Source organism: Paraburkholderia sp. BR10936, assembly GCF_040965735.1.
Classification (GTDB): Bacteria; Pseudomonadota; Gammaproteobacteria; order Burkholderiales; family Burkholderiaceae; genus Paraburkholderia; species Paraburkholderia nodosa_A.
This window is the reverse complement of sequence record NZ_JBFRCM010000009.1, coordinates 32198-55305: the sequence shown is the minus strand read 5'-3', so window position 1 is coordinate 55305 and position 23108 is coordinate 32198. Positions and strand designations below refer to the sequence as shown.

The window sequence follows — 23108 nt, the reverse complement described above, 5'->3', positions numbered from 1 at the left end:
CCATGACCATGTTCAATAAAGTCGTGAAAGAGTTCAAATGGGGCCAGCACAACGTGCGCCTCGAAACGGGTGAGATTGCCCGTCAGGCAAGCGGCGCCGTCATCGTCGACGTCGAAGACACCGTCGTGCTCGCGACCGTCGTCGGCGCGAAGACCGCCAAGCCGGGTCAGGACTTCTTCCCGCTCACCGTCGACTACATCGAAAAGACCTATTCGGCCGGCAAGATCCCGGGCGGCTTCTTCCGCCGCGAAGGCCGTCCGTCGGAAGGCGAAACGCTGATCTCGCGCCTGATCGACCGTCCGCTGCGCCCGCTTTTCCCGGAAGGCTATTACAACGAAGTCCAGGTCGTGATCCACGTCCTGTCGATCAACCCGGAAGTCCCGGCTGACATCCCCGCGCTGATCGGCGCGTCGGCTGCGCTGGCGATCTCGGGTCTGCCGTTCAACGGCCCGGTGGGCGCCGCACGCGTGGCCTACATCAACAACGAGTACGTGCTCAACCCGACGCGCGCCCAGATCAAGGAATCGCGCCTCGACCTCGTCGTGGCCGGTACCGAGCGCGCCGTGCTGATGGTGGAATCGGAAGCCGACCAGCTGCCGGAAGACGTGATGCTCGGCGCGGTCGTGTTCGGCCACGAGCAGATGCAAACGGCCATCGACGCGATCCACGAACTGGTGCGTGACGGCGGCAAGCCCGAGTGGGACTGGACGCCGGCGCCGAAGGACGAAGCGCTCATCGCACGCGTCACGGCCATCGCCAACGACAACCTGCTCGCCGCGTACCAACTGCGCGACAAGCAGCAGCGTTCGGCCAAGCTGAAGGAAGTCTACGCAGCGACGTCGGCCAAGCTCGAAGAAGAAGCGGCTGCGGCCGGCACGACGGCGGCCGACAAGGCCACGGTCGGCAACATCGTGTTCGACCTCGAAGCGAAGATCGTCCGCTCGCAGATCCTGAACGGCGAGCCGCGTATCGACGGCCGCGACACGCGCACGGTGCGCCCGATCGAAATCCGCACGGGCGTGCTGCCGCGCACCCACGGTTCGGCGCTCTTCACGCGCGGCGAAACGCAGGCGCTGGTCGTCGCGACGCTCGGCACCAAGGGCGACGAGCAGATCATCGACGCGCTCGAAGGCGAGTACCGCGACCGCTTCATGCTCCACTACAACATGCCCCCGTTCGCGACCGGCGAGACGGGCCGTGTCGGCTCGCCCAAGCGCCGTGAAATCGGCCACGGCCGTCTCGCCAAGCGCGCGCTGGTCGCGTGCCTGCCGAGCGCCGAAGAGTTCGGCTACTCGATCCGCGTCGTTTCGGAAATCACCGAGTCGAACGGTTCGTCGTCGATGGCTTCGGTGTGCGGCGGCTGCCTCGCGCTGATGGACGCCGGCGTGCCGATGAAGGCGCACGTCGCCGGCATCGCGATGGGCCTGATCCTCGAAGGCAACAAGTTTGCCGTGCTGACCGACATCCTCGGCGACGAAGATCACCTCGGCGACATGGACTTCAAGGTGGCGGGAACGGAAGCTGGCGTGACCGCGCTGCAAATGGACATCAAGATCCAGGGCATCACCAAGGAAATCATGCAGGTCGCCCTCGCGCAGGCGAAGGAAGGCCGCATGCACATCCTCGGCAAGATGACCTCGGCCGTGTCGGGTGTGAACACCGAACTGTCGGCGTACGCTCCGCGCATGATCACGATCAAGATCAACCCGGAAAAGATCCGCGACGTGATCGGCAAGGGCGGTTCGGTGATCCGCGCGCTGACGGAAGAAACGGGCACGACCATCGATATCTCCGACGACGGCGTCGTGACCATCGCTTCGACGTCGAGCGAAGGCATGGCCGAAGCGAAGAAGCGCATCGAAAACATCACGGCCGAAATCGAAGTGGGCCAGGTGTACGAAGGCGCGGTCCTCAAGCTGCTGGACTTCGGCGCGATCGTGAACCTGCTGCCCGGCAAGGATGGTCTGCTGCATATCTCCGAGATCGCCAACGAGCGTATCAAGGACATCAACGACTATCTGAAGGAAGGCCAGGTCGTGAAGGTCAAGGTCATCCAGACGGACGAGAAGGGCCGCGTGCGCCTGTCCGCCAAGGCGCTGCTCAACGAGCAAGCGAATGGCGGCGCACCGCAAGGCGAGCCGCAGCAGTAAAGCGGTAAGCTCCAACGGCCGGCAGCGTGCAAAACGCGCCGGCCGTTTTTTATGACAATGAGGGTGAATGGCAGTGCGCATGCGTCAATCCTGTCGCGTGCGCAGCGCCATCCAGACGGGGCGCGAAGCGCTGAGGAGACGCGAGATGAAGGCAGTCGAGATTACGGAATTCGGTGCGCCGGACGTGCTCAAGCTGGCGGAACGGCCAACTCCCGAGCCGAAGGCCGGCGAAGTGCTGATCAAGGTGAGCGCCTCGGGCGTGAACCGTCCCGACGTGTTCCAGCGCAAGGGCTCGTATGCGCCGCCGCCGGGCATTTCCGATCTGCCGGGACTCGAGGTGGCGGGCGAGATCGTCGATGGCTCGATCGACGAGAAGAACAATCCGTTCGGCCTGAAGATCGGTGATCGCGTGTGCGCGCTGATCGCGGGCGGTGGTTACGCCGAATATGCGGTCGCGCCGCTCGGGCAATGCCTGCCGGTGCCGCAGGGGCTCACCGATGTCGAGGCGGCCTCGCTGCCCGAAACGTTCTTCACAGTCTGGAGCAACGTATTCCAGCGCGCCTACCTGGGCCAGGGCGAGGGCGGCGAGAACGAGACGCTGCTCGTGCAGGGCGGCTCGAGCGGCATCGGCGTGACGGCGATCCAGATCGCGCATGCCCTCGGCTTTCGTGTGTTCGCCACCGCGGGCTCGGACGACAAGTGCCGCGCTTGTGAAGCGCTCGGCGCCGACCGCGCCATCAACTACCGCAGCAGCGATTTCGTGGAGGTCGTGAAGGCGCTCACGAACGACCGCGGCGTGGACGTGATTCTCGACATGGTGGCCGGCGGCTACGTGGCGCGCGAGCTGTCCGCGCTGGCGACCGGCGGACGCATCGTGCTCATCGCGACGCTCGGCGGCTCCAAGGCCGAACTCAACATGGGCGAGATCCTGCGCCGCCGGCTCACGGTGACCGGTTCGACGCTGCGTGCGCGCTCCGTCGAGTTCAAGGCCCGGATCGCTCAGGAGCTCAAGGCGAAGGTCTGGCCCCTCATCGAAGAGGGTCGCATCAAACCCGTCGTGTTTCGCGTATTTCCCGCCGCACAGGCCGCCGAGGCCCATGCGTTGATGGAAAGCAGCGAGCATATCGGCAAGATCATGCTCGACTGGAGTAGCGCGGCGTGAGCGCGCGTCGGCAGGAGCGATCCGCTCCTGCTTGATTTTTCGGGATTTTTTTTCGCGAATTTTTGTGCATCCCGGGCGGGGCGGTTTGACCCGTCTGGTTTTCACGCAGTAAAATTATGTGTTTTGCGTCCGCTTTTAACCGCAACCGGAACAATGACGAAACAACGATCGAAGCTCGTAGTCGGTAACTGGAAGATGCATGGCCGCCTCGCGGCCAATGCGGCACTGCTGGAAGGCGTTGCACGCGGCGCGCAGGCGCTGCCCCAGGACGTGCACGTGGGTGTGTGCGTGCCGTTCGCGTATCTCGCGCAGGCGCAGGCACTGCTCGGCGGCAGCCGGGTTCAGTGGGGCGCACAGGACGTTTCGGCGCACGAGCAGGGCGCCTATACGGGCGAAGTCGCGGCAGGCATGGTTGCCGACTTCGAGGCCACGTTTGCGATCGTTGGTCACTCGGAACGCCGCGCTTACCACGGCGAAAGTTCCGAATGCGTCGCTGTGAAGGCGCAGCGCGCGCTTGCGGCGGGCCTCACGCCCATCGTCTGCGTGGGTGAAACGCTCGAAGAACGCGAGTCGGGCGCGACCGAGCGCGTGGTCGGCGCACAGATCGACGCCGTGCTGGCCGCGCTGTCGGTCGAAGAGGCCGCGCGTATCGTCGTCGCTTACGAGCCGGTCTGGGCGATCGGCACGGGCAAGAGCGCGAGCTCGGAGCAGGCTCAGCAGGTGCATGCGTTCCTGCGTGCCCGCCTCGCGGCCAAGGGCGCGCAAGTCGCGGACGTGCCGCTGCTCTACGGTGGCAGCGTGAAGCCGGAAAATGCGGCGGAGCTCTTCCGTCAGGCCGACATCGACGGCGGCCTGATCGGCGGTGCGTCGCTGAAAGAGGGTGATTTCCTCGCGATCTGCGTGGCCGCTGCGGCGGGCGCCAGCATCGCGAGCTAAAGGCTTGCGCACGAAGCATTCGAACTAAAACGCGTCGTGCGGGCTGCTTATGCGTCTGCTCCGGGAGGGGCGGGCGTTCAACCAGGACTCAGGTGAGTGTGATGCTGTATTTGAAAACGTTGATTATCGTCGTCCAGCTTCTGTCGGCGCTCGGGGTGATCGGCCTCGTCTTGCTGCAGCACGGCAAAGGCGCGGACATGGGCGCCGCATTCGGCAGCGGCGCGTCGGGCAGCCTGTTCGGCGCAAGCGGTTCCGCGAACTTCCTTTCGCGCACTACGGCAGTTCTCGCAACGGTGTTTTTCTGCTCCACCCTTGCGTTAACTTACCTGGGGTCGTATCATGCGAAGCCTTCGGCGGGCGTGCTTGGCGCTTCGGTTCCAGCCCCGGTCGTAGCCTCGGCGCCGGCTGCTTCGGCGCCGGTTGCACCTGCTCCTGGCGCATCCGCTCCGGCGGCGGCTTCGCCGGCTGCAGCAGCCTCGCAACCCGGCAACGACGTTCCGAAATAAGTTCGAAAAACCTGTTTTGTGCGTTGAACAACGAACGGAAACAAGTTAGAATCTAAGTCTTGAAGCGATTCGCGGGTTGCAAGATTTTGTTGTCCCGGATTGCATGTAGTGCCGACGTGGTGAAATTGGTAGACACGCTATCTTGAGGGGGTAGTGGCGAAAGCTGTGCGAGTTCGAGTCTCGCCGTCGGCACCAATGTTATCTAAAAAATGCCAGCCGCTTGCTTCAGCTTCGGCTGGCATTTTTGCTTCTTACGTCGTGTTCGTCTTCTGTTCGCAGCGCGAAGTACGTGAAGTGATTCCCGCGGAGCGATGCAAGTTCCAGCGGAACCTCAGAACCAACCGATATAGAGGATAGCCTTGAACCTCGCTGCCTATTTCCCCGTCCTTCTGTTCCTCCTCGTGGGTGTTGGTCTGGGCATAGCGCTAGTGACAATCGGCAAGGTCCTCGGTCCCAACCGGCCAGACAGCGAAAAAAATTCGCCGTACGAGTGCGGCTTCGAAGCCTTCGAAGACGCCCGAATGAAGTTCGACGTACGCTACTACCTGGTCGCCATCCTTTTCATCATCTTCGACCTCGAAACGGCGTTCCTGTTTCCGTGGGGTGTGGCCCTGCGCGACATCGGCTGGCCGGGCTTCCTGTCGATGATGCTGTTTCTGCTCGAATTCCTGCTGGGCTTTGCCTACATCTGGAAGAAGGGTGGTCTCGACTGGGAATAATGGGTTAATCGCCGGATTGCATGGGCGGCACTGCGGGGAAACTGTGGGCTGTCCGTCTGGAGTGGAAAGCACATGAGTATCGAAGGGGTCTTGAAGGAAGGGTTTGTCACCACTACGGCTGACAAGCTGATCAACTGGACGCGCACTGGCTCGCTGTGGCCGATGACGTTCGGTCTGGCGTGTTGCGCGGTCGAGATGATGCACGCGGGCGCGGCCCGTTATGACCTTGACCGTTTCGGCGTAGTGTTTCGTCCGAGCCCGCGTCAGTCGGACGTCATGATCGTCGCCGGCACGCTCTGCAACAAGATGGCGCCGGCGCTGCGCAAGGTCTACGACCAGATGGCCGAGCCGCGCTGGGTCATTTCGATGGGGTCGTGCGCCAACGGCGGCGGCTACTACCACTATTCGTATTCTGTCGTGCGCGGCTGTGATCGCATCGTGCCGGTCGACGTCTATGTGCCGGGATGCCCGCCGACAGCGGAAGCCCTGGTCTACGGGGTGATCCAGTTGCAGGCGAAGATTCGCCGCACCAGCACCATCGCCCGTCAATAAAGGCCGCGAGCCTCCCCACAATATGGCAAGCAAACTCGAGACCCTGAAAGCGAACCTCGAAGCGGCCCTCGGCGCGCGCATCGTCAGCCTCACCGAGGCGCTCGGCGAGCTGACGCTGGTCGTCAAGGCGGGCGAGTCCCTCGCGGTGGCCAAGGAGCTGCGCGACAATCCCTCGCTGCGCTTCGAGCAACTGGTCGACCTGTGCGGTGTCGACTACCAGACCTTCGGCGACGGCGCCTGGGAAGGCCCGCGCTTCGCCGCGGTGTCGCATCTGCTGTCGCTCGCGAACAACTGGCGCGTGCGTCTGCGCGTGTTCGCGCCGGACGACGAAGTGCCTATCGTGCCCTCGCTCGTCGAGATCTGGAATTCGGCCAACTGGTACGAGCGCGAGGCGTTCGACCTGTTCGGCATCGTCTTCGAAGGCCACCCCGACCTGCGCCGCATCCTGACCGACTACGGTTTCATCGGCCATCCGTTCCGCAAGGACTTCCCGGTTTCGGGCTATGTCGAAATGCGTTACGACCCGGAGCAGAAGCGCGTGGTCTACCAGCCCGTCACGATCGAGCCGCGCGAGATCACGCCGCGTGTGATCCGCGAAGATCGCTACGGCGGTCTGAAGAAACACTAAGAGGGTCGCATGTCAGAGATCAAGAACTACACGCTCAACTTCGGCCCGCAGCACCCGGCAGCGCACGGTGTGCTGCGCCTCGTGCTCGAGCTCGACGGCGAAGTGATCCAGCGCGCCGATCCGCACATCGGCCTGCTGCATCGCGCGACCGAAAAACTCGCCGAGAGCAAGACGTTCATTCAGTCGGTGCCGTACATGGACCGTCTCGACTACGTGTCGATGATGGTCAACGAGCACGGCTATGTGCTCGCCATCGAAAAGCTGCTCGGCATTGAAGTGCCGATCCGCGCGAAGTACATCCGCGTGCTGTTCGACGAAGTCACGCGCGTGCTGAACCACCTCATGTGGATCGGCTCGCACGCGCTCGACGTCGGCGCGATGGCGGTGTTCCTCTACGCGTTCCGCGAGCGCGAAGACCTGATGGACGTCTACGAGGCGGTCTCGGGTGCGCGCATGCACGCGGCTTACTACCGTCCGGGCGGCGTGTATCGCGATCTGCCTGACGCAATGCCGCAATACAAGGCGTCGAAGATCCACAACGAGAAGGCGCTCGCCCGCATGAACGAGGCGCGCCAGGGCTCGGTGCTGGACTTCATCGACGACTTCTTCACGCGCTTCCCCGGTTGCGTCGACGAGTACGAAACGCTCCTCACCGACAACCGTATCTGGAAGCAGCGTCTGGTCGGCATCGGCGTGGTGAGCCCCGAGCGCGCCATGCAGCTTGGTCTCACGGGCGCGATGCTGCGCGGTTCGGGCATCGAATGGGATCTGCGCAAGAAGCAGCCGTACGAAGTCTACGACCAGATGGACTTCGACATTCCGGTGGGCGTGAACGGCGACTGCTACGACCGCTATCTCGTGCGCGTCGAGGAAATGCGTCAGTCCACCCGCATTGCGAAACAGTGCATTGAGTGGCTGCGCAAGAATCCCGGCCCCGTGATGATCGACAATCACAAGGTTGCGCCGCCCTCGCGAGTGAACATGAAGTCGAACATGGAAGAGCTGATTCACCACTTCAAGCTCTTCACGGAAGGCTTCCACGTGCCCGAAGGCGAGGCGTACGCTGCCGTCGAACATCCGAAGGGTGAATTCGGCATCTACCTGGTGTCAGATGGCGCGAACAAGCCGTATCGTCTGAAGATCCGTGCGCCGGGCTATGCCCACCTGTCCGCGCTCGATGAAATGGCGCGCGGCCACATGATTGCCGACGCGGTCACGATCATCGGCACGCAGGACATCGTGTTCGGTGAAATCGACCGCTAGGGCGGCGCGCAGTAAGGTACGCCCGGTCCCGGGCGCACGCAGCATGGAACGCCACGTCTGCCGCAGCGAATGTATGAGAACGCGCGGCAGGTTTTCGTTCGGTAGGAATTGAAAGAGTCGTGTCTGAAAATGATCTCAGCTGAAGGCCTGAAAGAAATCGATCGCGCGTTGACGAAGTACCCCGCCGATCAACGACAGTCCGCCGTGATGGCGGCTTTGGCCGTTGCTCAAGAAGAGCATGGCTGGCTGTCTCCCGAAATCATGCAGTTCGTGGCCGACTACATCGGCATGCCGCCTGTCGCGGTCCAGGAAGTGGCCACGTTCTACACGATGTTCGAGACCACGCCGGTCGGCAAGCACAAGATCACGCTCTGCACGAATCTGCCGTGCCAGCTCGGCCCGGAAGGCGGCTCGGAGAGCGCCGCCGAATACCTGAAGCAGAAGCTCGGAATCGACTTCGGCGAAACCACGCCCGACGGCAAGTTCACCTTGAAAGAAGGTGAATGCATGGGCGCGTGCGGCGATGCACCGGTGATGCTCGTGAACAATCACCGCATGTGCAGCTTCATGAGCCGCGAGAAGATCGACCAGCTGCTCGAGGAGCTTTCGAAATGACTTCGTTGCACGACCGTCACATCAAACCGCTGATTCTCGCGGGCCTCAACGGCGAGAACTGGCATCTCGAAGACTACGTCGCGCGCGGCGGCTACAAGCAGCTGCGCCGTATTCTCGAAGAAAAGATTCCGCCCGAGCAGGTGATCGCCGACGTGAAGGCGAGCGGTCTGCGCGGCCGCGGCGGCGCGGGCTTCCCGACCGGCCTGAAATGGAGCTTCATGCCGCGTCAGTTCCCGGGGCAGAAGTATCTCGTCTGCAACTCGGACGAGGGCGAGCCTGGCACGTTCAAGGACCGCGACATCCTGCGCTGGAATCCGCATAGCGTGATCGAAGGCATGGCCATCGGCGCGTACGCGATGGGCATCACCGTCGGCTACAACTACATCCATGGCGAGATTTTCGAGGTGTATCGCCGCTTCGAGGCTGCGCTGGAAGAAGCGCGCCAGGCGGGCTACCTCGGCGACAACATTCTCGGCACGGACTTCTCGTTCCAGCTGCACGCGCACCATGGCTATGGCGCGTACATCTGCGGCGAGGAAACCGCGCTGCTCGAGTCGCTCGAAGGCAAGAAGGGCCAGCCGCGCTTCAAGCCGCCGTTCCCGGCGAGCTTCGGCGTGTACGGCAAGCCGACCACGATCAACAACACCGAGACCTTCGCAGCCGTCCCGTTCCTGTTGACCGTCGGTCCGCAGACGTACATGGAACTCGGCAAGCCGAACAACGGCGGCACGAAGATCTTCTCGATCTCGGGCGACGTGGAGCGTCCGGGCAACTACGAGATCCCGCTCGGCACCCCGTTCGCGAAGCTCATGGAACTGGCCGGCGGCGTGCGCGGCGGCAAGAAGCTGAAGGCCGTGATTCCGGGCGGCTCGTCGGCGCCGGTCATTCCGGGCGACCTGATGATGCAGACGGACATGGACTATGACTCCATCGCCAAGCAGGGCTCGATGCTCGGCTCGGGCGCCGTCATCGTCATGGACGAAACGCGCTGCATGGTGCGCTCGCTGCTGCGCCTCTCGTACTTCTATTACGAAGAGTCGTGCGGCCAGTGCACGCCGTGCCGCGAAGGCACGGGCTGGCTGTATCGCGTGGTGAACCGTATCGAGCACGGCGAAGGCCGCCAGGAAGACCTGGATCTGCTGAACTCGGTGGCGGGCAACATCATGGGCCGCACGATCTGCGCGCTCGGCGACGCGGCGGCCATGCCGGTGCGCGGCATGCTCAAGCATTACTGGGACGAATTCGAATATCACGTGCACAACAAGCGTTGTCTGGTCGGCGGTCATGCCGGCTCGCACGCGGCCTCGGAGACGGTGGCCGCCTGACAGGCGAAGAGACAGCATGTTGTGCGCGAACCGCGTAGCACGACGCAACGACGCAACGGCGCAGTGACGGGGAATGCCGCTGTGAAATTGAGCGGTAACAGGTTAGGGACGATTAACCATCATGGTTGAACTTGAAATAGACGGCAAGAAGGTGCAGGTGCCCGAGGGCAGCATGGTGATCCAGGCTGCTCAGCGCGTGGACACGTACATCCCGCACTTCTGCTATCACAAGAAGCTCTCCATCGCGGCCAACTGCCGGATGTGTCTCGTCGATGTCGAGAAGATGCCGAAGGCCGTGCCCGCATGCGCGACGCCGGTGTCGCAAGGCATGGTCGTGCGCACCATGTCGGACAAGGCCGTGCAGGGTCAGCAAGCCGTGATGGAATTCCTGCTGATCAACCACCCGCTCGACTGCCCGATCTGCGATCAGGGCGGCGAATGCCAGCTTCAGGATCTGGCCGTCGGTTACGGCAAGTCCGCCTCGCGCTACAGCGAAGAAAAGCGCGTGGTGTTCCACAAGAACGTCGGTCCGCTCATCTCGATGGAAGAGATGTCGCGCTGCATCCACTGCACGCGCTGCGTGCGCTTCGGCGACGAAATCGCCGGCGTGATGGAGCTCGGCATGCTCGGCCGCGGCGAGCATTCGGAAATCACCTCGTTCGTCGGCAAGACGGTCGACTCGGAACTCTCGGGCAACATGATCGACCTGTGCCCGGTCGGCGCGCTCACGAGCAAGCCGTTCCGCTTCTCGGCGCGGACGTGGGAACTGTCGCGCCGCAAGTCGGTGAGCCCGCACGACGCAACGGGTGCGAACCTCGTCGTGCAGGTGAAGAACAACCGCGTGATGCGCGTGCTGCCGTTCGAGAACGAATCCATCAACGAATGCTGGATCTCGGACAAGGACCGCTTCTCGTACGAAGGCCTGAACAGCGAAGACCGCCTCACGCGCCCGATGATCAAGCAGGGCGGCGAGTGGATCGAGACCGACTGGCAGACCGCGCTCGAATACGTCGTGAAGGGCATCAAGGGCATTTGCGACGAGCATGGCGAGAACCAGCTCGCGCTGCTCGCGAGCCCACACAGCACCCTCGAAGAACTCTATCTCGCGAAGCAGTTCGCGGACGCGATCGGCACGCCGAACGTCGACTTCCGTCTGCGCCAGAGCGACTTCTCGGCGCCGCTCGAAGGCGCGCCGTGGCTCGGCACGAAGATCGCCGAACTCTCGTATGCCGACTCGGCATTCGTGATCGGTTCGTTCCTGCGCCGCGACCACGCGCTGTTCGCAGCGCGTCTGCGCCAGGCAGCGAAGGGCGGTGCACAGGTCAGCTTCCTGCAGGCCAGCGCTGACGGCTCGCTGATCCCGAACGCGCAGCGCATCGTCGCCGCGCCCTCGGCATGGCTGGACGAACTCGCTTCGATCGCAGCGGCTGTCGCCGAAGCGAAGGGCGTTGCGGTGCCGGAAGGTTTCGCGGGCGCACAGGCCACGCAAGCCGCGAAGCAGGTTGCCGCGTCGCTTGCGAACGGCGAGCGCCGCTACGTGCTGCTCGGCAACGCCGCGGTCCAGCATCCGGAATTCTCGCGCCTGCACGCCGCCGCGCAGTTCATCGCCGAAACGACGGGCGCGACGCTTGGCTTCCTCACGGAAGCGGCCAACACGGTCGGCGCGCATATCGCCGGCGCACTGCCGGGCCGCGACGGCCTGAACGCACGCGAAGCGTTCGAGCAGCCGCGCAAGGGCTATCTGCTCCTGAACGTCGAGCCGGAATTCGATACGGCCAACCCGGCCGCCGCGCGCGCCGCGCTTGCGCAGGCCGAAATGGTCGCCGTGTTCTCGCCGTACAAGACGGGCCTCGACTACGCGGACGTACTGCTGCCCATCGCGCCGTACACGGAAACGTCGGGCACCTTCATCAACGCAGAAGGGACGTCGCAGACCTTCAACGGCGTCGTGCGCCCGCTCGGCGACACGCGTCCGGCATGGAAGGTCCTGCGCGTGCTCGGCACGCTGCTGGGCGCCAAGGGTTTCGAATACGACACCGCCGAAGAAGTGCGCCGCAAGGCGATGGGCGACGGCAGCTTCGAAGGCCGTCTGTCGAACAAGGCCGGCGCCACGATTGCACGCGGCAGCCTCGCGAAGGCCGCGGAAGGCCGCTTCGAGCGTATCGCCGACGTGCCGATCTACCACGCCGATCAAATCGTGCGCCGCGGCGAAGCGCTGCAGCTCACCATGGCTGCCCGCGTGGCGAACGCGATCGGCCTGCCGGCGGCATACTTCGACCAGCTCGGCCTGAAGGAAGGCGACGCCGTGCGCGTGCGCCAGGGCGAGCTGTCGGTGACGGCGCCTGCAACGCGCGATGCGAATCTTGCGCCGACAGTCGTGCGTGTGTCGGCGGCGACGCCGGCCGGTGCGCAACTCGGCAGCCTGTTCGGTGAACTGCTGGTGGAGAAGGCGTAAATGAGCTTGTTCGATACGATCAATGCAGGCGGCAGCCAGCTGCTCGGCGTGGCATGGCCCACCGTCTGGGCGCTGGTGCGCATTCTCGTCGTCGCGGTGGTGATCCTGCTGTGCGTGGCGTACCTGATCCTCTGGGAGCGCAAGCTGATCGGCTGGATGCACGTGCGTCTCGGCCCGAACCGCGTGGGCCCGGCAGGTCTCTTGCAGCCGATCGCCGACGTGCTGAAGCTGCTGCTCAAGGAAGTGATTCAGCCTGCGCAGGCAAGCCGCTGGATCTACATGGTCGCGCCGATCATGGTGGTGGTGCCGGCCTTCGCGGTCTGGGCGGTGATTCCGTTCCAGGCGGGCGCGGTGCTCGGCGACATCAACGCGGGCCTGCTCTACGCGATGGCGATCTCGTCGATCGGCGTGTACGGCGTGATTCTGGCGGGCTGGGCGTCGAACTCGAAGTACGCGTTCCTCGGCGCCATGCGCGCCGCGGCGCAGATGGTTTCATACGAGATTTCGATGGGCTTCGCGCTCGTCGTCGTGCTGATGGTGTCGGGCAGCCTGAACCTCTCGGTGATCGTCGAAGGCCAGATGCGCGGCATGTTCGCAAACTGGGGCATTACGTTCCTCTCGTGGAACTGGCTGCCGCTGCTGCCGATGTTCGTCGTCTACTTCATCTCGGGCATTGCCGAAACGAACCGTCACCCGTTCGACGTGGTGGAAGGGGAGTCGGAAATCGTCGCGGGTCACATGATCGATTACTCGGGTATGGCGTTCGCGCTGTTCTTCCTCGCCGAGTACATCAACATGATCGTGATCTCGGCGCTCGCCTCGGTGCTGTTCCTCGGCGGCTGGAGCGCCCCGTTCGCATTCCTCGACTTCATCCCGGGCGTGTTCTGGCTGGTGCTGAAGGTCTTCTGCCTGCTGTCGGTCTTCATCTGGGCCCGCGCGACGTTCCCGCGCTATCGCTATGACCAGATCATGCGTCTCGGCTGGAAGGTGTTCATTCCGGTGTGCATCGTGTGGCTGATCGTGGTCGGCTTCTGGTACATGTCGCCGTTGAGCATCTGGAAATAAGGGGCGAACACAACCATGAACGCTATCCAAAACTTCTTCAAGACGTTTTTCCTGACCGAGCTGCTCAAGGGGCTCGCGCTGACGGGTCGTTACACCTTCAAGCGCAAGTTCACCGTGCAGTTCCCGGAAGAAAAGACGCCTATCTCGCCGCGTTTTCGGGGTTTGCACGCGCTGCGCCGCTATGAAAATGGCGAAGAGCGCTGCATCGCGTGCAAGCTGTGCGAGGCCGTGTGCCCCGCGCTCGCGATCACGATCGAATCGGAAGTGCGCGAGGACAACACGCGCCGCACGACGCGTTACGACATCGATCTGACCAAGTGCATCTTCTGCGGTTTCTGCGAAGAGAGCTGCCCGGTCGACTCGATCGTCGAAACGCACATTCTCGAGTATCACGGCGAGAAGCGCGGCGATCTCTATTTCACGAAGGATATGCTGCTGGCCGTTGGCGATCGCTATGAAGCGCAGATCGCGGCGAACAAGGCAGCGGATGCACCGTACCGTTGATCTTTCAGTTTGACGCTGCATCGGCCCGCGGTTCGGGCCGGCTGTGGGGAACGCGTGTGCCGAACGCCCGCGCGATACCGCAGCCTGACCGCCGCGGCGCGACGCTCACTGGTCTGGCCGCCAGTCTGCGCCGCGCAATCCGCTTCACGAAGGCCTCAACGATGAACCAGTAATCATGGAATTCACGACCGTCCTGTTCTACATCTTCGCGCTGCTGCTCACGCTGTCAGGGCTGAAGGTGATCACTTCGCGCAATCCTGTCGCGTCTGCGCTCTTCCTCGTGCTCGCGTTCTTCAACGCGGCCGCGATCTGGATGCTGCTCGAGGCCGAATTCCTCGCGATCCTGCTGGTGCTCGTCTACGTGGGCGCGGTGATGGTGCTGTTCCTGTTCGTGGTGATGATGCTGGACATCAACATCGACGTGCTGAGCCGCGACTTCAAGCGCTTCATCCCGGTGGCGACCATCGTGGGCGCGATCATCGTGGTCGAAACCGCGCTGATCCTGTGGCACGGCTTCGGCGCGACGAGCGCGCCGGTGCCCGATACCACGCCGGCTGCCGCCGCCGCGATCTCGAACGCACACCTGATCGGCAAAATCATCTACACCGACTACATCTTCGCCTTCGAAGTCGCCGGCCTCGTGCTGCTGGTGGCGATCGTCGCGGCCATCGCGCTCACGGTGCGCGAGCCGAAGGACTCGAAGCGTCAGGACGTATCGAAGCAGGTCAACGTGCGTCGTCAGGACCGCGTGCGCCTCGTGAAGATGCAGGCCGTCGTGGAAGTGCCGGAGCCCGCGGAACCGGCGCAAGCCGAAGCCGGGGCTGCGCCCGCGGCGGGCGCCGCGCCGGCCGCACCGGCAACGAAGAGCTAAGCGCGAAGGAGCGAACCATGCTGACACTGGCCCATTACCTCGTCCTCGGCGCGATCCTTTTTGCGATCTCGATCGTCGGAATCTTTTTGAATCGGCGCAACGTCATCATCATCCTGATGGCGATTGAGCTGATGCTGTTAGCGGTGAACACGAACTTTGTCGCGTTCTCGCATTACCTCGGTGACGTTCACGGACAGATTTTCGTGTTCTTCGTGCTTACAGTTGCGGCGGCGGAAGCTGCAATTGGTCTGGCTATTCTTGTGACCCTGTTCCGCAGCCTCGACACGATCAATGTCGAGGATCTCGATCAGCTCAAAGGCTAAGGCAGGCTGACTTTATGGCAACGACTCTCAACGAAACTCTTCTGCTGGCGATCCCGCTGGCTCCTCTCGCCGGTTCCCTGATTGCCGGTCTCTTTGGCAAAACGATCGGGCGCGCGGGCGCGCATACGGTGACCATTCTCGGCGTCGCGATTGCGTTCGTGCTGTCGTGCATCACGCTCTTCGACGTGATGGGCGGCGCGAGCTTCAACGCGACGGTCTACGAATGGATGTCGGTTGGCAGCCTGAAGTTCGAAGTCGGCTTCCTCATCGACTCGCTGACTGCGCTCATGATGGTCGTCGTGACCTTCGTGTCGCTGATGGTGCACATCTACACGATCGGCTACATGGCGGAAGAAGAGGGCTACGAGCGCTTCTTCTCGTACATCGCGCTCTTCACGTTCTCGATGCTGATGCTCGTGATGAGCAACAACTTCCTGCAGCTGTTCTTCGGCTGGGAAGCAGTGGGTCTCGTCTCGTACCTGCTGATCGGCTTCTACTTCAAGCGTGAAAGCGCGATCTACGCGAACATGAAGGCGTTCCTCGTGAACCGCGTGGGCGACTTCGGCTTCCTGCTCGGTATTGGCCTGTTGCTCGCGTTCGGCGGCTCGCTGAACTACAACGACATCTTCGCGAAGGGTCATGAAATCGCCGCGCTGACGTTCCCGGGCACCTCGTGGAACCTGCTCACCGTTGCGTGTATCTGCCTCTTCATCGGCGCGATGGGTAAGTCGGCGCAGTTCCCGCTGCACGTCTGGCTCCCGGACTCGATGGAAGGCCCGACGCCGATCTCCGCGCTGATTCACGCGGCAACCATGGTGACGGCCGGTATCTTCATGGTCGCGCGCATGTCGCCGCTGTTCGAACTCTCGGAAGCCGCACTGTCGTTCATCGTCGTGATCGGCGCCATTACCGCGCTCTTCATGGGCTTCCTCGGCGTGGTCCAGAACGACATCAAGCGTGTGGTGGCTTACTCCACGCTCTCGCAGCTCGGCTACATGACGGTGGCGCTCGGCGTGTCGGCTTATCCGGTGGCGATCTTCCACCTGATGACCCACGCGTTCTTCAAGGCGCTGCTGTTCCTCGGCGCGGGCTCGGTCATCATCGGCATGCACCACGATCAGGACATGCGCAACATGGGCGGCCTGCGCAAGTACATGCCCATCACGTGGATCACGTCGCTCATCGGTTCGCTCGCGCTGATCGGCACGCCGTTCTTCTCGGGCTTCTACTCGAAGGATTCGATCATCGATGCCGTGAAGCTCTCGCACCTGCCGGGTTCGGGCTTCGCGTACTTCGCGGTGGTCGCGAGCGTGTTCGTCACGGCGCTCTATTCGTTCCGCATGTACTTCCTCGTGTTCCACGGTGAAGAGCGCTTCCGCGGTCCGAAGCATCCGGAATCGCCGATGGCGATCGAAGCAGCCCACGGTCATGGCGATCATGGCCACGACGAACACCACGTGCACGTGCCGCACGAGTCGCCGTGGGTCATCTGGGTGCCGCTCGTTCTGCTCGCGATTCCCTCGGTGATCGCCGGTGCGTTCGCGATCCAGCCGCTGCTCTTCGGTGACTTCTTCTCGCATGGCGTGGCGTTCCAGAACGTCATCTTCGTTGGCGAGAACCACGAAGCGCTCGCGGAGATGGGCAAGGAATTCCAGGGCTGGGCCGCGATGGGCGCGCATGCGTTCTCGGGTCTGCCGGTGTGGCTCGCACTCGCGGGTGTGGTGGTGGCGTGGTTCTTCTACATGAAGCGCCCGGAACTGCCGGCCGTCGTGTCGCGCACTTTCTCGCCGGTCTACAAGCTGCTGGCAAACGCGTATTACCTCGACAAGATCAACGAAATTGTCTTCGCTCGCGGAGCCGTCGCGATCGGTCGCGGTCTGTGGAAGGAGGGCGATGTCGTCGTGATCGACGGCGTCGTAAACGGGAGCGCCAAGTTTATCGGCTGGTTTGCAACTGTCATTCGTTTCCTGCAATCCGGCTATATCTACCACTACGCATTTGCCATGATCATTGGCATGCTTGGCCTCCTTACCCTGTTTGTAACGCTCGGCGGCAAATAAGGCAAAATAAGGCGAGGAAACGCATGCACGCAACTCCGATTCTCAGTATTGCGATATGGATGCCGATCGTATTCGGCATCATCGTTCTTGTAGTGGGTTCCCGTCGGAACCCGAGTGCGGACCGCTGGCTCGCACTCATCGGTTCGGTGCTTAGTTTCCTCGTCACCCTTCCGCTCGTTGCGGGCTTCGATACGAGCACGGCTTCCCTGCAGTTCGAGGAGAAGGCGGTCTGGATCGAGCGGTTCAATATTGCGTATCACCTGGGCGTCGACGGCATCGCGATGTGGTTCGTCGTGCTGACGGCACTCATCACCGTGATCGTCGTGATCGCGGGCTGGCAGGTCATCACGAAGAACGTCGCGCAGTATTACGCGTCGTTCCTCATCCTGTCGGGCATCATGATCGGCGTTTTCTGCGCCGCCGACGGTCTGCTGTTCTACGTGTTCTTCGAAGCCACGCTCATTCCGATGTACATCATCATCGGTGTGTGGGGCGGCCCGAACCGCGTGTATGCAGCATTCAAGTTCTTTCTTTACACGCTGGCCGGCTCGCTGCTCATGCTGGTCGCGTTGCTGTACCTGTACCGCATTACCGGGACCTTCGACCTCGCCACCTGGCAGGCCGCGAAGATCGCCATGACGCCGCAAATCCTGCTGTTCATCGCGTTCTTCTTCGCGTTCGCGGTCAAGGTGCCGATGTGGCCGGTCCACACGTGGTTGCCGGACGCGCACGTCGAAGCGCCCACGGGCGGCTCGGTCGTGCTGGCCGCGATCATGCTCAAGCTCGGGGCGTACGGTTTCCTGCGTTTCTCGCTGCCGGTCACGCCGGACGCGAGCCACTACCTGGCGCCGGTCATCATCACGCTGTCCCTGATCGCCGTGATTTACATCGGCCTCGTAGCGATGGTGCAGGCGGACATGAAGAAGCTGGTCGCGTACTCGTCGATTGCCCACATGGGCTTCGTCACGCTCGGCTTCTTTATGTTCGGCGAATCGAGCCAGCTCGCGATGGAAGGCGGGATCATCCAGATGATCTCGCACGGTTTCGTCTCGGGCGCCATGTTCCTGTGCATCGGCGTGCTGTATGACCGCATGCACACACGCGATATCGCGGATTACGGCGGTGTGGTCAACACCATGCCGAAGTTCGCGGCGCTGGTCATGCTGTTCGCGATGGCCAACTGCGGTCTGCCGGGCACCTCGGGATTCGTCGGCGAATTCATGGTGATTCTGGCGGCCGTGAAGTACAACTTCTGGATCGCATTCGGGGCGGCGTTCACGCTGATCCTGGGCGCGGCCTATACGTTGTGGATGTACAAGCGGGTGTATTTCGGCGCCGTTGCGAATGACCATGTTCGCGAGCTGAAGGACATTAACGGTCGCGAATACTTCATTCTCGGAGTACTCGCACTGTTTACGCTTTTCATGGGCGTCTACCCGAAGCCCTTTACCGATGTGATGCACGTTTCCGTGGAAAACCTCCTCTCCCACGTCGCAGTGTCGAAACTGCCGCTGTCACAGTAATACCCGAGCGGAGGAACAAAAGATCATGCCAAACGCCCCTATGTACGCTCTGCTGCCCGACGGCCTGGTGATGACCGGCCTCGTCGTCGCGTGGCTCAACGACACGTTCACCGGACCTGAAGGCCGGCGCACGACCTACTTCATCGCGCTGCTGACCACGGTCATAGCCGGTATCTGGTTCGCGGTGGACGCGTTCGATCCGCACGTGTACTACTACTTCACGCGCATGTACGTGGTCGATCCGTTCGCGAGCGCCATGAAGGCGGTGGTCACGCTCGGCTACGCCGTGTCGATCGTGTACTCGCGCAAGTACCTCGAAGACCGCGACATGTTCCGGGGCGAGTTCTTCCTGCTTGGCCTGTTCTCGCTGCTCGGCCAGCTCACGATGATCTCGGGCAACAACTTCCTCACGCTGTACCTCGGCCTCGAGCTGATGTCGCTCTCGCTCTACGCGGTCATCGCACTGCGCCGTAACGCGGCACAGTCGAACGAAGCGGCCATGAAGTACTACGTGCTGGGTGCGCTCGCTTCGGGCTTCCTGCTCTACGGCATCTCGATGCTGTACGGCGCGACCGGCTCGCTCGAGCTGAACGAAGTGTTCAAGGCCGTGGCTTCGGGCCACATCAACGATATCGTCCTGCTGTTCGGCGTGGTGTTCATCGTCGCCGGCGTGGCGTTCAAGATGGGTGCGGTGCCGTTCCACATGTGGGTGCCCGACGTCTATCAAGGCGCGCCTACGGCCATGACGCTGCTGACCGGCGGCGGCCCGAAGGTCGCGGCATTCGCCTGGGCCGTGCGCTTCCTGGTGATGGGCCTGCTGCCGCTGGCAGTGGACTGGCAGGAGATGCTGATCATCCTCGCGGCACTCTCGATGATCGTCGGCAACATCACGGGTATCGTCCAGCGCAACATCAAGCGCATGCTCGCGTACTCGGCCATCTCGAACATGGGCTTCGTGCTGCTCGGCCTGCTCGCCGGCATCGTCGACAACAAGGCGACGGGCGCGGCCAGCGCATACAGCTCGGCCATGTTCTACAGCATCGTCTATCTGATCACGACGCTCGGCGCGTTCGGCATCGTCATGCTGCTGTCCCGCCGCGATTTCGAAGCGGAAACGATCGACGACTTCAAGGGCCTGAACCAGCGCAACCCGGTGTTCGCGTTCGTGATGATGCTCATGATGTTCTCGCTCGCCGGCATTCCGCCGACCGTCGGCTTCTACGCGAAGCTCGCCGTGCTCGAAGCGACCATGAACGCGGGCCTCACGTGGCTTGCCGTGCTCGCCGTGGTTACGTCGCTGTTCGGCGCGTTCTACTACCTGCGTATCGTCAAGCTGATGTACTTCGACGCACCGCAGGACGAAGCACCGATCGAGAGCCACGCATTGAACCGCGGGCTGCTCACGCTCAACGGCGTGGCGGTGCTCTTGCTGGGCATCATTCCTGGCCCGCTGATGTCGATCTGCCTGCAGGCTGTCACGCATACGCTGCCGCTCTGATGTCGGCAGCGGGCTGGTTCATCGTGCTGTTGGCGCTCGCGGGCGCCAACCTGCCGTTCCTCAACCAGCGATTGTTCGGCGTGGTGCCGCTTCGCGCACCGAAGAAGAGTGCGTGGATTCGCATCGCTGAAATGATCGTGTTGTACTTTGTGGTCGGTACGTTCGGCTTCCTGCTGGAGGCGCGCGCCGGCAATCGTTTTGACCAGGGCTGGCAGTTCTACGCGATCACCTTCAGTCTTTTTGTCGTGTTCGCGTTTCCCGGCTTCACCTGGCAATATCTCGTCAAACGCCGCCCGGCGTGACGCGCGTGGCCGGCCCGCGGCCGGCACGCGCGGTGCGACCCGCAGTCCGGCCGCAGTCTGGCCGGTTTCACTTCAAGCGGCGCGCGCGCGGCTTCCAGATTTTCCTGAGCACCCACGAGGCTGACTATGGCTGAACATCATCAACACGACCCGGCGCTCGCCGAGACGTGCGTGGAAAGCACGACGCTCTACGCCGGTAATTTTCTTACCCTGAAGCGCGACACCGTTGCGCTGCCGGACGGCAAGCATGCGACGCGCGAGTTCGTGCAGCATCCTGGCGCGGTGATGGTCATCCCGCTGTTCGACGACGGCCGCGTGCTGATGGAGCGCCAGTACCGCTATCCGCTCTCGCGTGTGATGACCGAATTCCCGGCAGGCAAGCTCGATCCGCAGGAGGGCGCGCTCGCCTGTGCGATCCGCGAGCTCAAGGAGGAGACGGGCTATACGGCGCGCGAGTATGTCTATCTCGCGCAGATCCATCCCGTGATCTCGTACTCGACCGAGTTCATCGACATTTACCTCGCACGCGGGCTGACCGCGGGCGCGGCGCAACTCGACGACGGCGAGTTTCTCGAAACCTTCACGGCGAGGGTTCCGGAACTGCTCGAATGGGTGCGCACGGGCAAGATCACCGACGTGAAGACGATCATCGGCACGTTCTGGCTCGAAAAGGCGCTGTCGGGCGCGTGGCCGCTCGCGAACGCTGAGCAGGGCTGACACGCTACCCGGCAGCGAATTCCTGAGCAGCGGCGGCCCTTGTGGCCGCCGTTGTCGCTTCTACGCGCACCCCAAGCGCAGGTACACCTGAAGCACCTTCAGCGCGCCCGCCCGCGCGGCGCTACAATCGAACCCCCGGGAAAGTCCCGGTGGCTGGCCGCAGGAATTTTTTCGAACGGTCGTTCACAAATTTACGATTTGCGCTAAACTCATCGCAAGCCTCGATTCCCCATGAAGGTCCTCGATTTACAGTGTCCAGACGGCCATCGGTTTGAAGGCTGGTTCGCCTCGGTTGACGACTTCGAGTCGCAACTGTCCCGCAAGCTGGTCGAATGTCCGATGTGCGGCGCCACCCATGTGACCCGCTTGCCGTCCGCGCCCCGGCTGAACCTGTCCGGCGCGAGCGAAACGCCGAAAGCGTCGCCGCACGAGCAGGCGGCGCAATGGCAGGCGCATGCGATGCGTGTGATCCGCGAGGTCCTCGAGAAGACGGAGAACGTAGGCGACCGTTTCGTCGAGGAGGCGCGGCGCATTCACTACAACGAAGCGCCGTCGCGCAATATTCGTGGAGTCGCTTCTGCGGACGATGCGCAAGCTCTCGTCGAAGAAGGCATCGATGTGATGCCGCTGCCGGTTCCGGCCGCGTTGAAGGGTCCGCTGCAATAACGCCATGCGGGTCTTCGCCGCGGCGCGGGGGAAACGCTCCGCACCGGCCGCGGCCAGGAGACATTGCGCATGGATCTGGACTACACCCCCGCTGACGACGCATTTCGCGCCGAAATCCGCGCCTGGCTCGAGGCCAATCTGCCTCAAGCGATGCGCGACAAGGTTCTCAACCACAAACGCCTCTCGCGCGACGACATTGCCAACTGGCACAAGCTGCTAGGCAAGCAGGGCTGGTCCGCGCCCGCGTGGCCCGCGCAATGGGGCGGCCCAGGCTGGACCGAAGCGCAACGCCACATCTGGGACGCCGAGTGCGGACGCATCGGCGCGCCGCCGGTGCTGCCCTTCGGCGTGTCGATGGTCGCCCCCGTGCTCATGAAGTACGGCAACGAGGCCCAGAAGCGCCGCTATCTGCCGCGCATCCTTTCCGGTGAAGACTGGTGGTGTCAGGGGTACTCCGAACCGGGCTCGGGATCGGACCTCGCATCGTTGCGTACACGCGCAGTTCGTGAAGGCGATCACTACGTCGTGAACGGGCAGAAGACCTGGACCACGCTCGGCCAGCACGCCGACATGATGTTCTGCCTCGTGCGCACCGATCCTGCGGCCAAGAAGCAGGAAGGCATCTCGTTTCTCCTCATCGACATGAAAACGCCCGGCATCACCGTGCGTCCGATCATCACGCTCGATGAAGACCATGAGGTCAACGAAGTCTTTTTCGAAGACGTGAAGGTGCCGGTCGAAAATCTCGTCGGCGACGAGAACCGCGGCTGGACTTACGCGAAGTATCTGCTCGGCCACGAGCGCACGGGCATCGCGCGCGTGGGCGCGTCGAACCGCGAACTCGCCTTCCTCAAGAGCGTTGCGCTCAGGCAGAAGAAGCATGGCAAACCGCTGCTCGAAGATCCCGTGTTCGCGGCGCGCGTGGCCGCCGTCGAAATCGAGCTGATGGCGCTGGAAGTGACCGCCGAGCGCGTGATCGCGAGCGCGGAGGGCGGACGCGGCCCCGGTCCCGAAGCGTCGATGCTCAAGATCAAGGGTACGGAGATCCAGCAGGCGCTGACCGAGCTGATGGTCGACGCGGTCGGCCCGCTTGCAGCGCCGTTCGACCCGGCCTACCTCGAGGGCGAGCACGAACACGCGGCCGGCGGCGACGACGACGCGGCCCCGCTCGCGGCGTACTACTTCAACTATCGCAAGACGTCGATCTACGGCGGGTCGAACGAAATTCAGAAGAACATCATCTCGCAGATGATTCTGGGGATTTGAGG

General features: G+C 63.0%; 22 protein-coding genes and 1 tRNA gene. All 23 read left to right on the top strand.

All coding sequences use genetic code 11. From position 1 onward, the window contains the following. Window positions 1-2: 2 nt before the first annotated feature. On the top strand, window positions 3-2150 hold the full coding sequence (gene pnp, locus AB4Y36_RS19715) for a polyribonucleotide nucleotidyltransferase (RefSeq protein WP_069265284.1): 2148 nt from the start codon (window positions 3-5) through the stop codon (window positions 2148-2150). Between the two features lie 145 nt (window positions 2151-2295). Beyond that, a complete protein-coding gene (locus AB4Y36_RS19710; RefSeq protein ID WP_368617053.1) occupies window positions 2296-3312 on the top strand; it encodes an NAD(P)H-quinone oxidoreductase in 1017 nt (338 codons plus the stop codon). A gap of 153 nt (window positions 3313-3465) precedes the next feature. Continuing rightward, window positions 3466-4248, top strand: coding sequence for a triose-phosphate isomerase (gene tpiA / locus AB4Y36_RS19705; protein ID WP_069265283.1), 783 nt, complete (start codon window positions 3466-3468; stop codon window positions 4246-4248). 101 nt (window positions 4249-4349) lie between these two features. Further along, window positions 4350-4754 (top strand): preprotein translocase subunit SecG, encoded by a 405-nt coding sequence (secG, locus tag AB4Y36_RS19700; RefSeq protein ID WP_069265282.1) that lies wholly within the window; start codon window positions 4350-4352, stop codon window positions 4752-4754. A 110-nt stretch (window positions 4755-4864) separates the two neighbouring features. After that, window positions 4865-4949 (top strand) — tRNA-Leu (locus AB4Y36_RS19695). Window positions 4950-5113: 164 nt separating this feature from the next. After that, window positions 5114-5473 carry an NADH-quinone oxidoreductase subunit A gene (locus tag AB4Y36_RS19690; protein ID WP_028205678.1) on the top strand — a complete coding sequence of 120 codons (360 nt, stop codon included), beginning with the start codon at window positions 5114-5116 and terminating at the stop codon, window positions 5471-5473. Between the two features lie 72 nt (window positions 5474-5545). Further along, window positions 5546-6025, top strand: coding sequence for an NADH-quinone oxidoreductase subunit B family protein (locus tag AB4Y36_RS19685; RefSeq protein ID WP_027819582.1), 480 nt, complete (start codon window positions 5546-5548; stop codon window positions 6023-6025). 22 nt (window positions 6026-6047) lie between these two features. Next, the gene (locus AB4Y36_RS19680) at window positions 6048-6653 is read left to right on the top strand and encodes an NADH-quinone oxidoreductase subunit C (protein WP_069265281.1); all 606 of its coding nucleotides are present in this window, start codon (window positions 6048-6050) and stop codon (window positions 6651-6653) included. A gap of 9 nt (window positions 6654-6662) precedes the next feature. Further along, complete coding sequence (locus AB4Y36_RS19675) at window positions 6663-7916, top strand: NADH-quinone oxidoreductase subunit D (RefSeq protein ID WP_133182092.1); 1254 nt, start codon at window positions 6663-6665, stop codon at window positions 7914-7916. Between the two features lie 129 nt (window positions 7917-8045). Continuing rightward, window positions 8046-8531 carry an NADH-quinone oxidoreductase subunit NuoE gene (gene nuoE, locus AB4Y36_RS19670; RefSeq protein WP_069265279.1) on the top strand — a complete coding sequence of 162 codons (486 nt, stop codon included), beginning with the start codon at window positions 8046-8048 and terminating at the stop codon, window positions 8529-8531. Then, the gene (gene nuoF / locus AB4Y36_RS19665; protein ID WP_133182095.1) at window positions 8528-9856 is read left to right on the top strand and encodes an NADH-quinone oxidoreductase subunit NuoF; all 1329 of its coding nucleotides are present in this window, start codon (window positions 8528-8530) and stop codon (window positions 9854-9856) included. Before nuoE ends, nuoF begins: the two co-directional genes overlap by 4 nt. A gap of 121 nt (window positions 9857-9977) precedes the next feature. After that, window positions 9978-12311, top strand: coding sequence for an NADH-quinone oxidoreductase subunit NuoG (nuoG, locus tag AB4Y36_RS19660; protein WP_368683887.1), 2334 nt, complete (start codon window positions 9978-9980; stop codon window positions 12309-12311). Next, window positions 12312-13376, top strand: coding sequence for an NADH-quinone oxidoreductase subunit NuoH (gene nuoH / locus AB4Y36_RS19655; RefSeq protein WP_042271744.1), 1065 nt, complete (start codon window positions 12312-12314; stop codon window positions 13374-13376). 15 nt (window positions 13377-13391) lie between these two features. Continuing rightward, complete coding sequence (nuoI, locus tag AB4Y36_RS19650) at window positions 13392-13880, top strand: NADH-quinone oxidoreductase subunit NuoI (protein WP_069265275.1); 489 nt, start codon at window positions 13392-13394, stop codon at window positions 13878-13880. Between the two features lie 175 nt (window positions 13881-14055). Continuing rightward, the gene (locus AB4Y36_RS19645; protein ID WP_069265274.1) at window positions 14056-14751 is read left to right on the top strand and encodes an NADH-quinone oxidoreductase subunit J; all 696 of its coding nucleotides are present in this window, start codon (window positions 14056-14058) and stop codon (window positions 14749-14751) included. 17 nt (window positions 14752-14768) lie between these two features. After that, on the top strand, window positions 14769-15074 hold the full coding sequence (gene nuoK, locus AB4Y36_RS19640) for an NADH-quinone oxidoreductase subunit NuoK (protein ID WP_006052894.1): 306 nt from the start codon (window positions 14769-14771) through the stop codon (window positions 15072-15074). A gap of 14 nt (window positions 15075-15088) precedes the next feature. Continuing rightward, window positions 15089-17134 carry an NADH-quinone oxidoreductase subunit L gene (gene nuoL, locus AB4Y36_RS19635; RefSeq protein ID WP_069265273.1) on the top strand — a complete coding sequence of 682 codons (2046 nt, stop codon included), beginning with the start codon at window positions 15089-15091 and terminating at the stop codon, window positions 17132-17134. 23 nt (window positions 17135-17157) lie between these two features. After that, complete coding sequence (locus AB4Y36_RS19630; RefSeq protein ID WP_069265272.1) at window positions 17158-18657, top strand: NADH-quinone oxidoreductase subunit M; 1500 nt, start codon at window positions 17158-17160, stop codon at window positions 18655-18657. A 25-nt stretch (window positions 18658-18682) separates the two neighbouring features. Then, complete coding sequence (nuoN, locus tag AB4Y36_RS19625) at window positions 18683-20155, top strand: NADH-quinone oxidoreductase subunit NuoN (protein WP_069265271.1); 1473 nt, start codon at window positions 18683-18685, stop codon at window positions 20153-20155. Then, the gene (locus AB4Y36_RS19620) at window positions 20155-20457 is read left to right on the top strand and encodes a DUF2818 family protein (RefSeq protein ID WP_028205666.1); all 303 of its coding nucleotides are present in this window, start codon (window positions 20155-20157) and stop codon (window positions 20455-20457) included. Before nuoN ends, AB4Y36_RS19620 begins: the two co-directional genes overlap by 1 nt. A gap of 126 nt (window positions 20458-20583) precedes the next feature. Further along, a complete protein-coding gene (locus AB4Y36_RS19615) occupies window positions 20584-21174 on the top strand; it encodes an NUDIX domain-containing protein (RefSeq protein WP_069265270.1) in 591 nt (196 codons plus the stop codon). A 231-nt stretch (window positions 21175-21405) separates the two neighbouring features. After that, window positions 21406-21840 carry a DUF1178 family protein gene (locus AB4Y36_RS19610; RefSeq protein WP_069265269.1) on the top strand — a complete coding sequence of 145 codons (435 nt, stop codon included), beginning with the start codon at window positions 21406-21408 and terminating at the stop codon, window positions 21838-21840. Window positions 21841-21909: 69 nt separating this feature from the next. After that, complete coding sequence (locus tag AB4Y36_RS19605; RefSeq protein ID WP_368683886.1) at window positions 21910-23106, top strand: acyl-CoA dehydrogenase family protein; 1197 nt, start codon at window positions 21910-21912, stop codon at window positions 23104-23106. The last annotated feature ends 2 nt before the right edge of the window (window positions 23107-23108 follow it).

Bases quoted from the DNA above. Each gene is read 5' to 3' on its own strand.
- pnp (WP_069265284.1), top strand. From the start codon at position 3: ATGACCATGTTCAATAAAGTCGTGAAAGAGTTCAAATGGGGCCAGCAC.
- AB4Y36_RS19710 (WP_368617053.1), top strand. From the start codon at position 2,296: ATGAAGGCAGTCGAGATTACGGAATTCGGTGCGCCGGACGTGCTCAAG.
- tpiA (WP_069265283.1), top strand. From the start codon at position 3,466: ATGACGAAACAACGATCGAAGCTCGTAGTCGGTAACTGGAAGATGCAT.
- secG (WP_069265282.1), top strand. From the start codon at position 4,350: ATGCTGTATTTGAAAACGTTGATTATCGTCGTCCAGCTTCTGTCGGCG.
- AB4Y36_RS19685 (WP_027819582.1), top strand. From the start codon at position 5,546: ATGAGTATCGAAGGGGTCTTGAAGGAAGGGTTTGTCACCACTACGGCT.
- AB4Y36_RS19680 (WP_069265281.1), top strand. From the start codon at position 6,048: ATGGCAAGCAAACTCGAGACCCTGAAAGCGAACCTCGAAGCGGCCCTC.
- AB4Y36_RS19675 (WP_133182092.1), top strand. From the start codon at position 6,663: ATGTCAGAGATCAAGAACTACACGCTCAACTTCGGCCCGCAGCACCCG.
- nuoE (WP_069265279.1), top strand. From the start codon at position 8,046: ATGATCTCAGCTGAAGGCCTGAAAGAAATCGATCGCGCGTTGACGAAG.
- nuoF (WP_133182095.1), top strand. From the start codon at position 8,528: ATGACTTCGTTGCACGACCGTCACATCAAACCGCTGATTCTCGCGGGC.
- nuoG (WP_368683887.1), top strand. From the start codon at position 9,978: ATGGTTGAACTTGAAATAGACGGCAAGAAGGTGCAGGTGCCCGAGGGC.
- nuoH (WP_042271744.1), top strand. From the start codon at position 12,312: ATGAGCTTGTTCGATACGATCAATGCAGGCGGCAGCCAGCTGCTCGGC.
- nuoI (WP_069265275.1), top strand. From the start codon at position 13,392: ATGAACGCTATCCAAAACTTCTTCAAGACGTTTTTCCTGACCGAGCTG.
- AB4Y36_RS19645 (WP_069265274.1), top strand. From the start codon at position 14,056: ATGGAATTCACGACCGTCCTGTTCTACATCTTCGCGCTGCTGCTCACG.
- nuoK (WP_006052894.1), top strand. From the start codon at position 14,769: ATGCTGACACTGGCCCATTACCTCGTCCTCGGCGCGATCCTTTTTGCG.
- nuoL (WP_069265273.1), top strand. From the start codon at position 15,089: ATGGCAACGACTCTCAACGAAACTCTTCTGCTGGCGATCCCGCTGGCT.
- AB4Y36_RS19630 (WP_069265272.1), top strand. From the start codon at position 17,158: ATGCACGCAACTCCGATTCTCAGTATTGCGATATGGATGCCGATCGTA.
- nuoN (WP_069265271.1), top strand. From the start codon at position 18,683: ATGCCAAACGCCCCTATGTACGCTCTGCTGCCCGACGGCCTGGTGATG.
- AB4Y36_RS19620 (WP_028205666.1), top strand. From the start codon at position 20,155: ATGTCGGCAGCGGGCTGGTTCATCGTGCTGTTGGCGCTCGCGGGCGCC.
- AB4Y36_RS19615 (WP_069265270.1), top strand. From the start codon at position 20,584: ATGGCTGAACATCATCAACACGACCCGGCGCTCGCCGAGACGTGCGTG.
- AB4Y36_RS19610 (WP_069265269.1), top strand. From the start codon at position 21,406: ATGAAGGTCCTCGATTTACAGTGTCCAGACGGCCATCGGTTTGAAGGC.
- AB4Y36_RS19605 (WP_368683886.1), top strand. From the start codon at position 21,910: ATGGATCTGGACTACACCCCCGCTGACGACGCATTTCGCGCCGAAATC.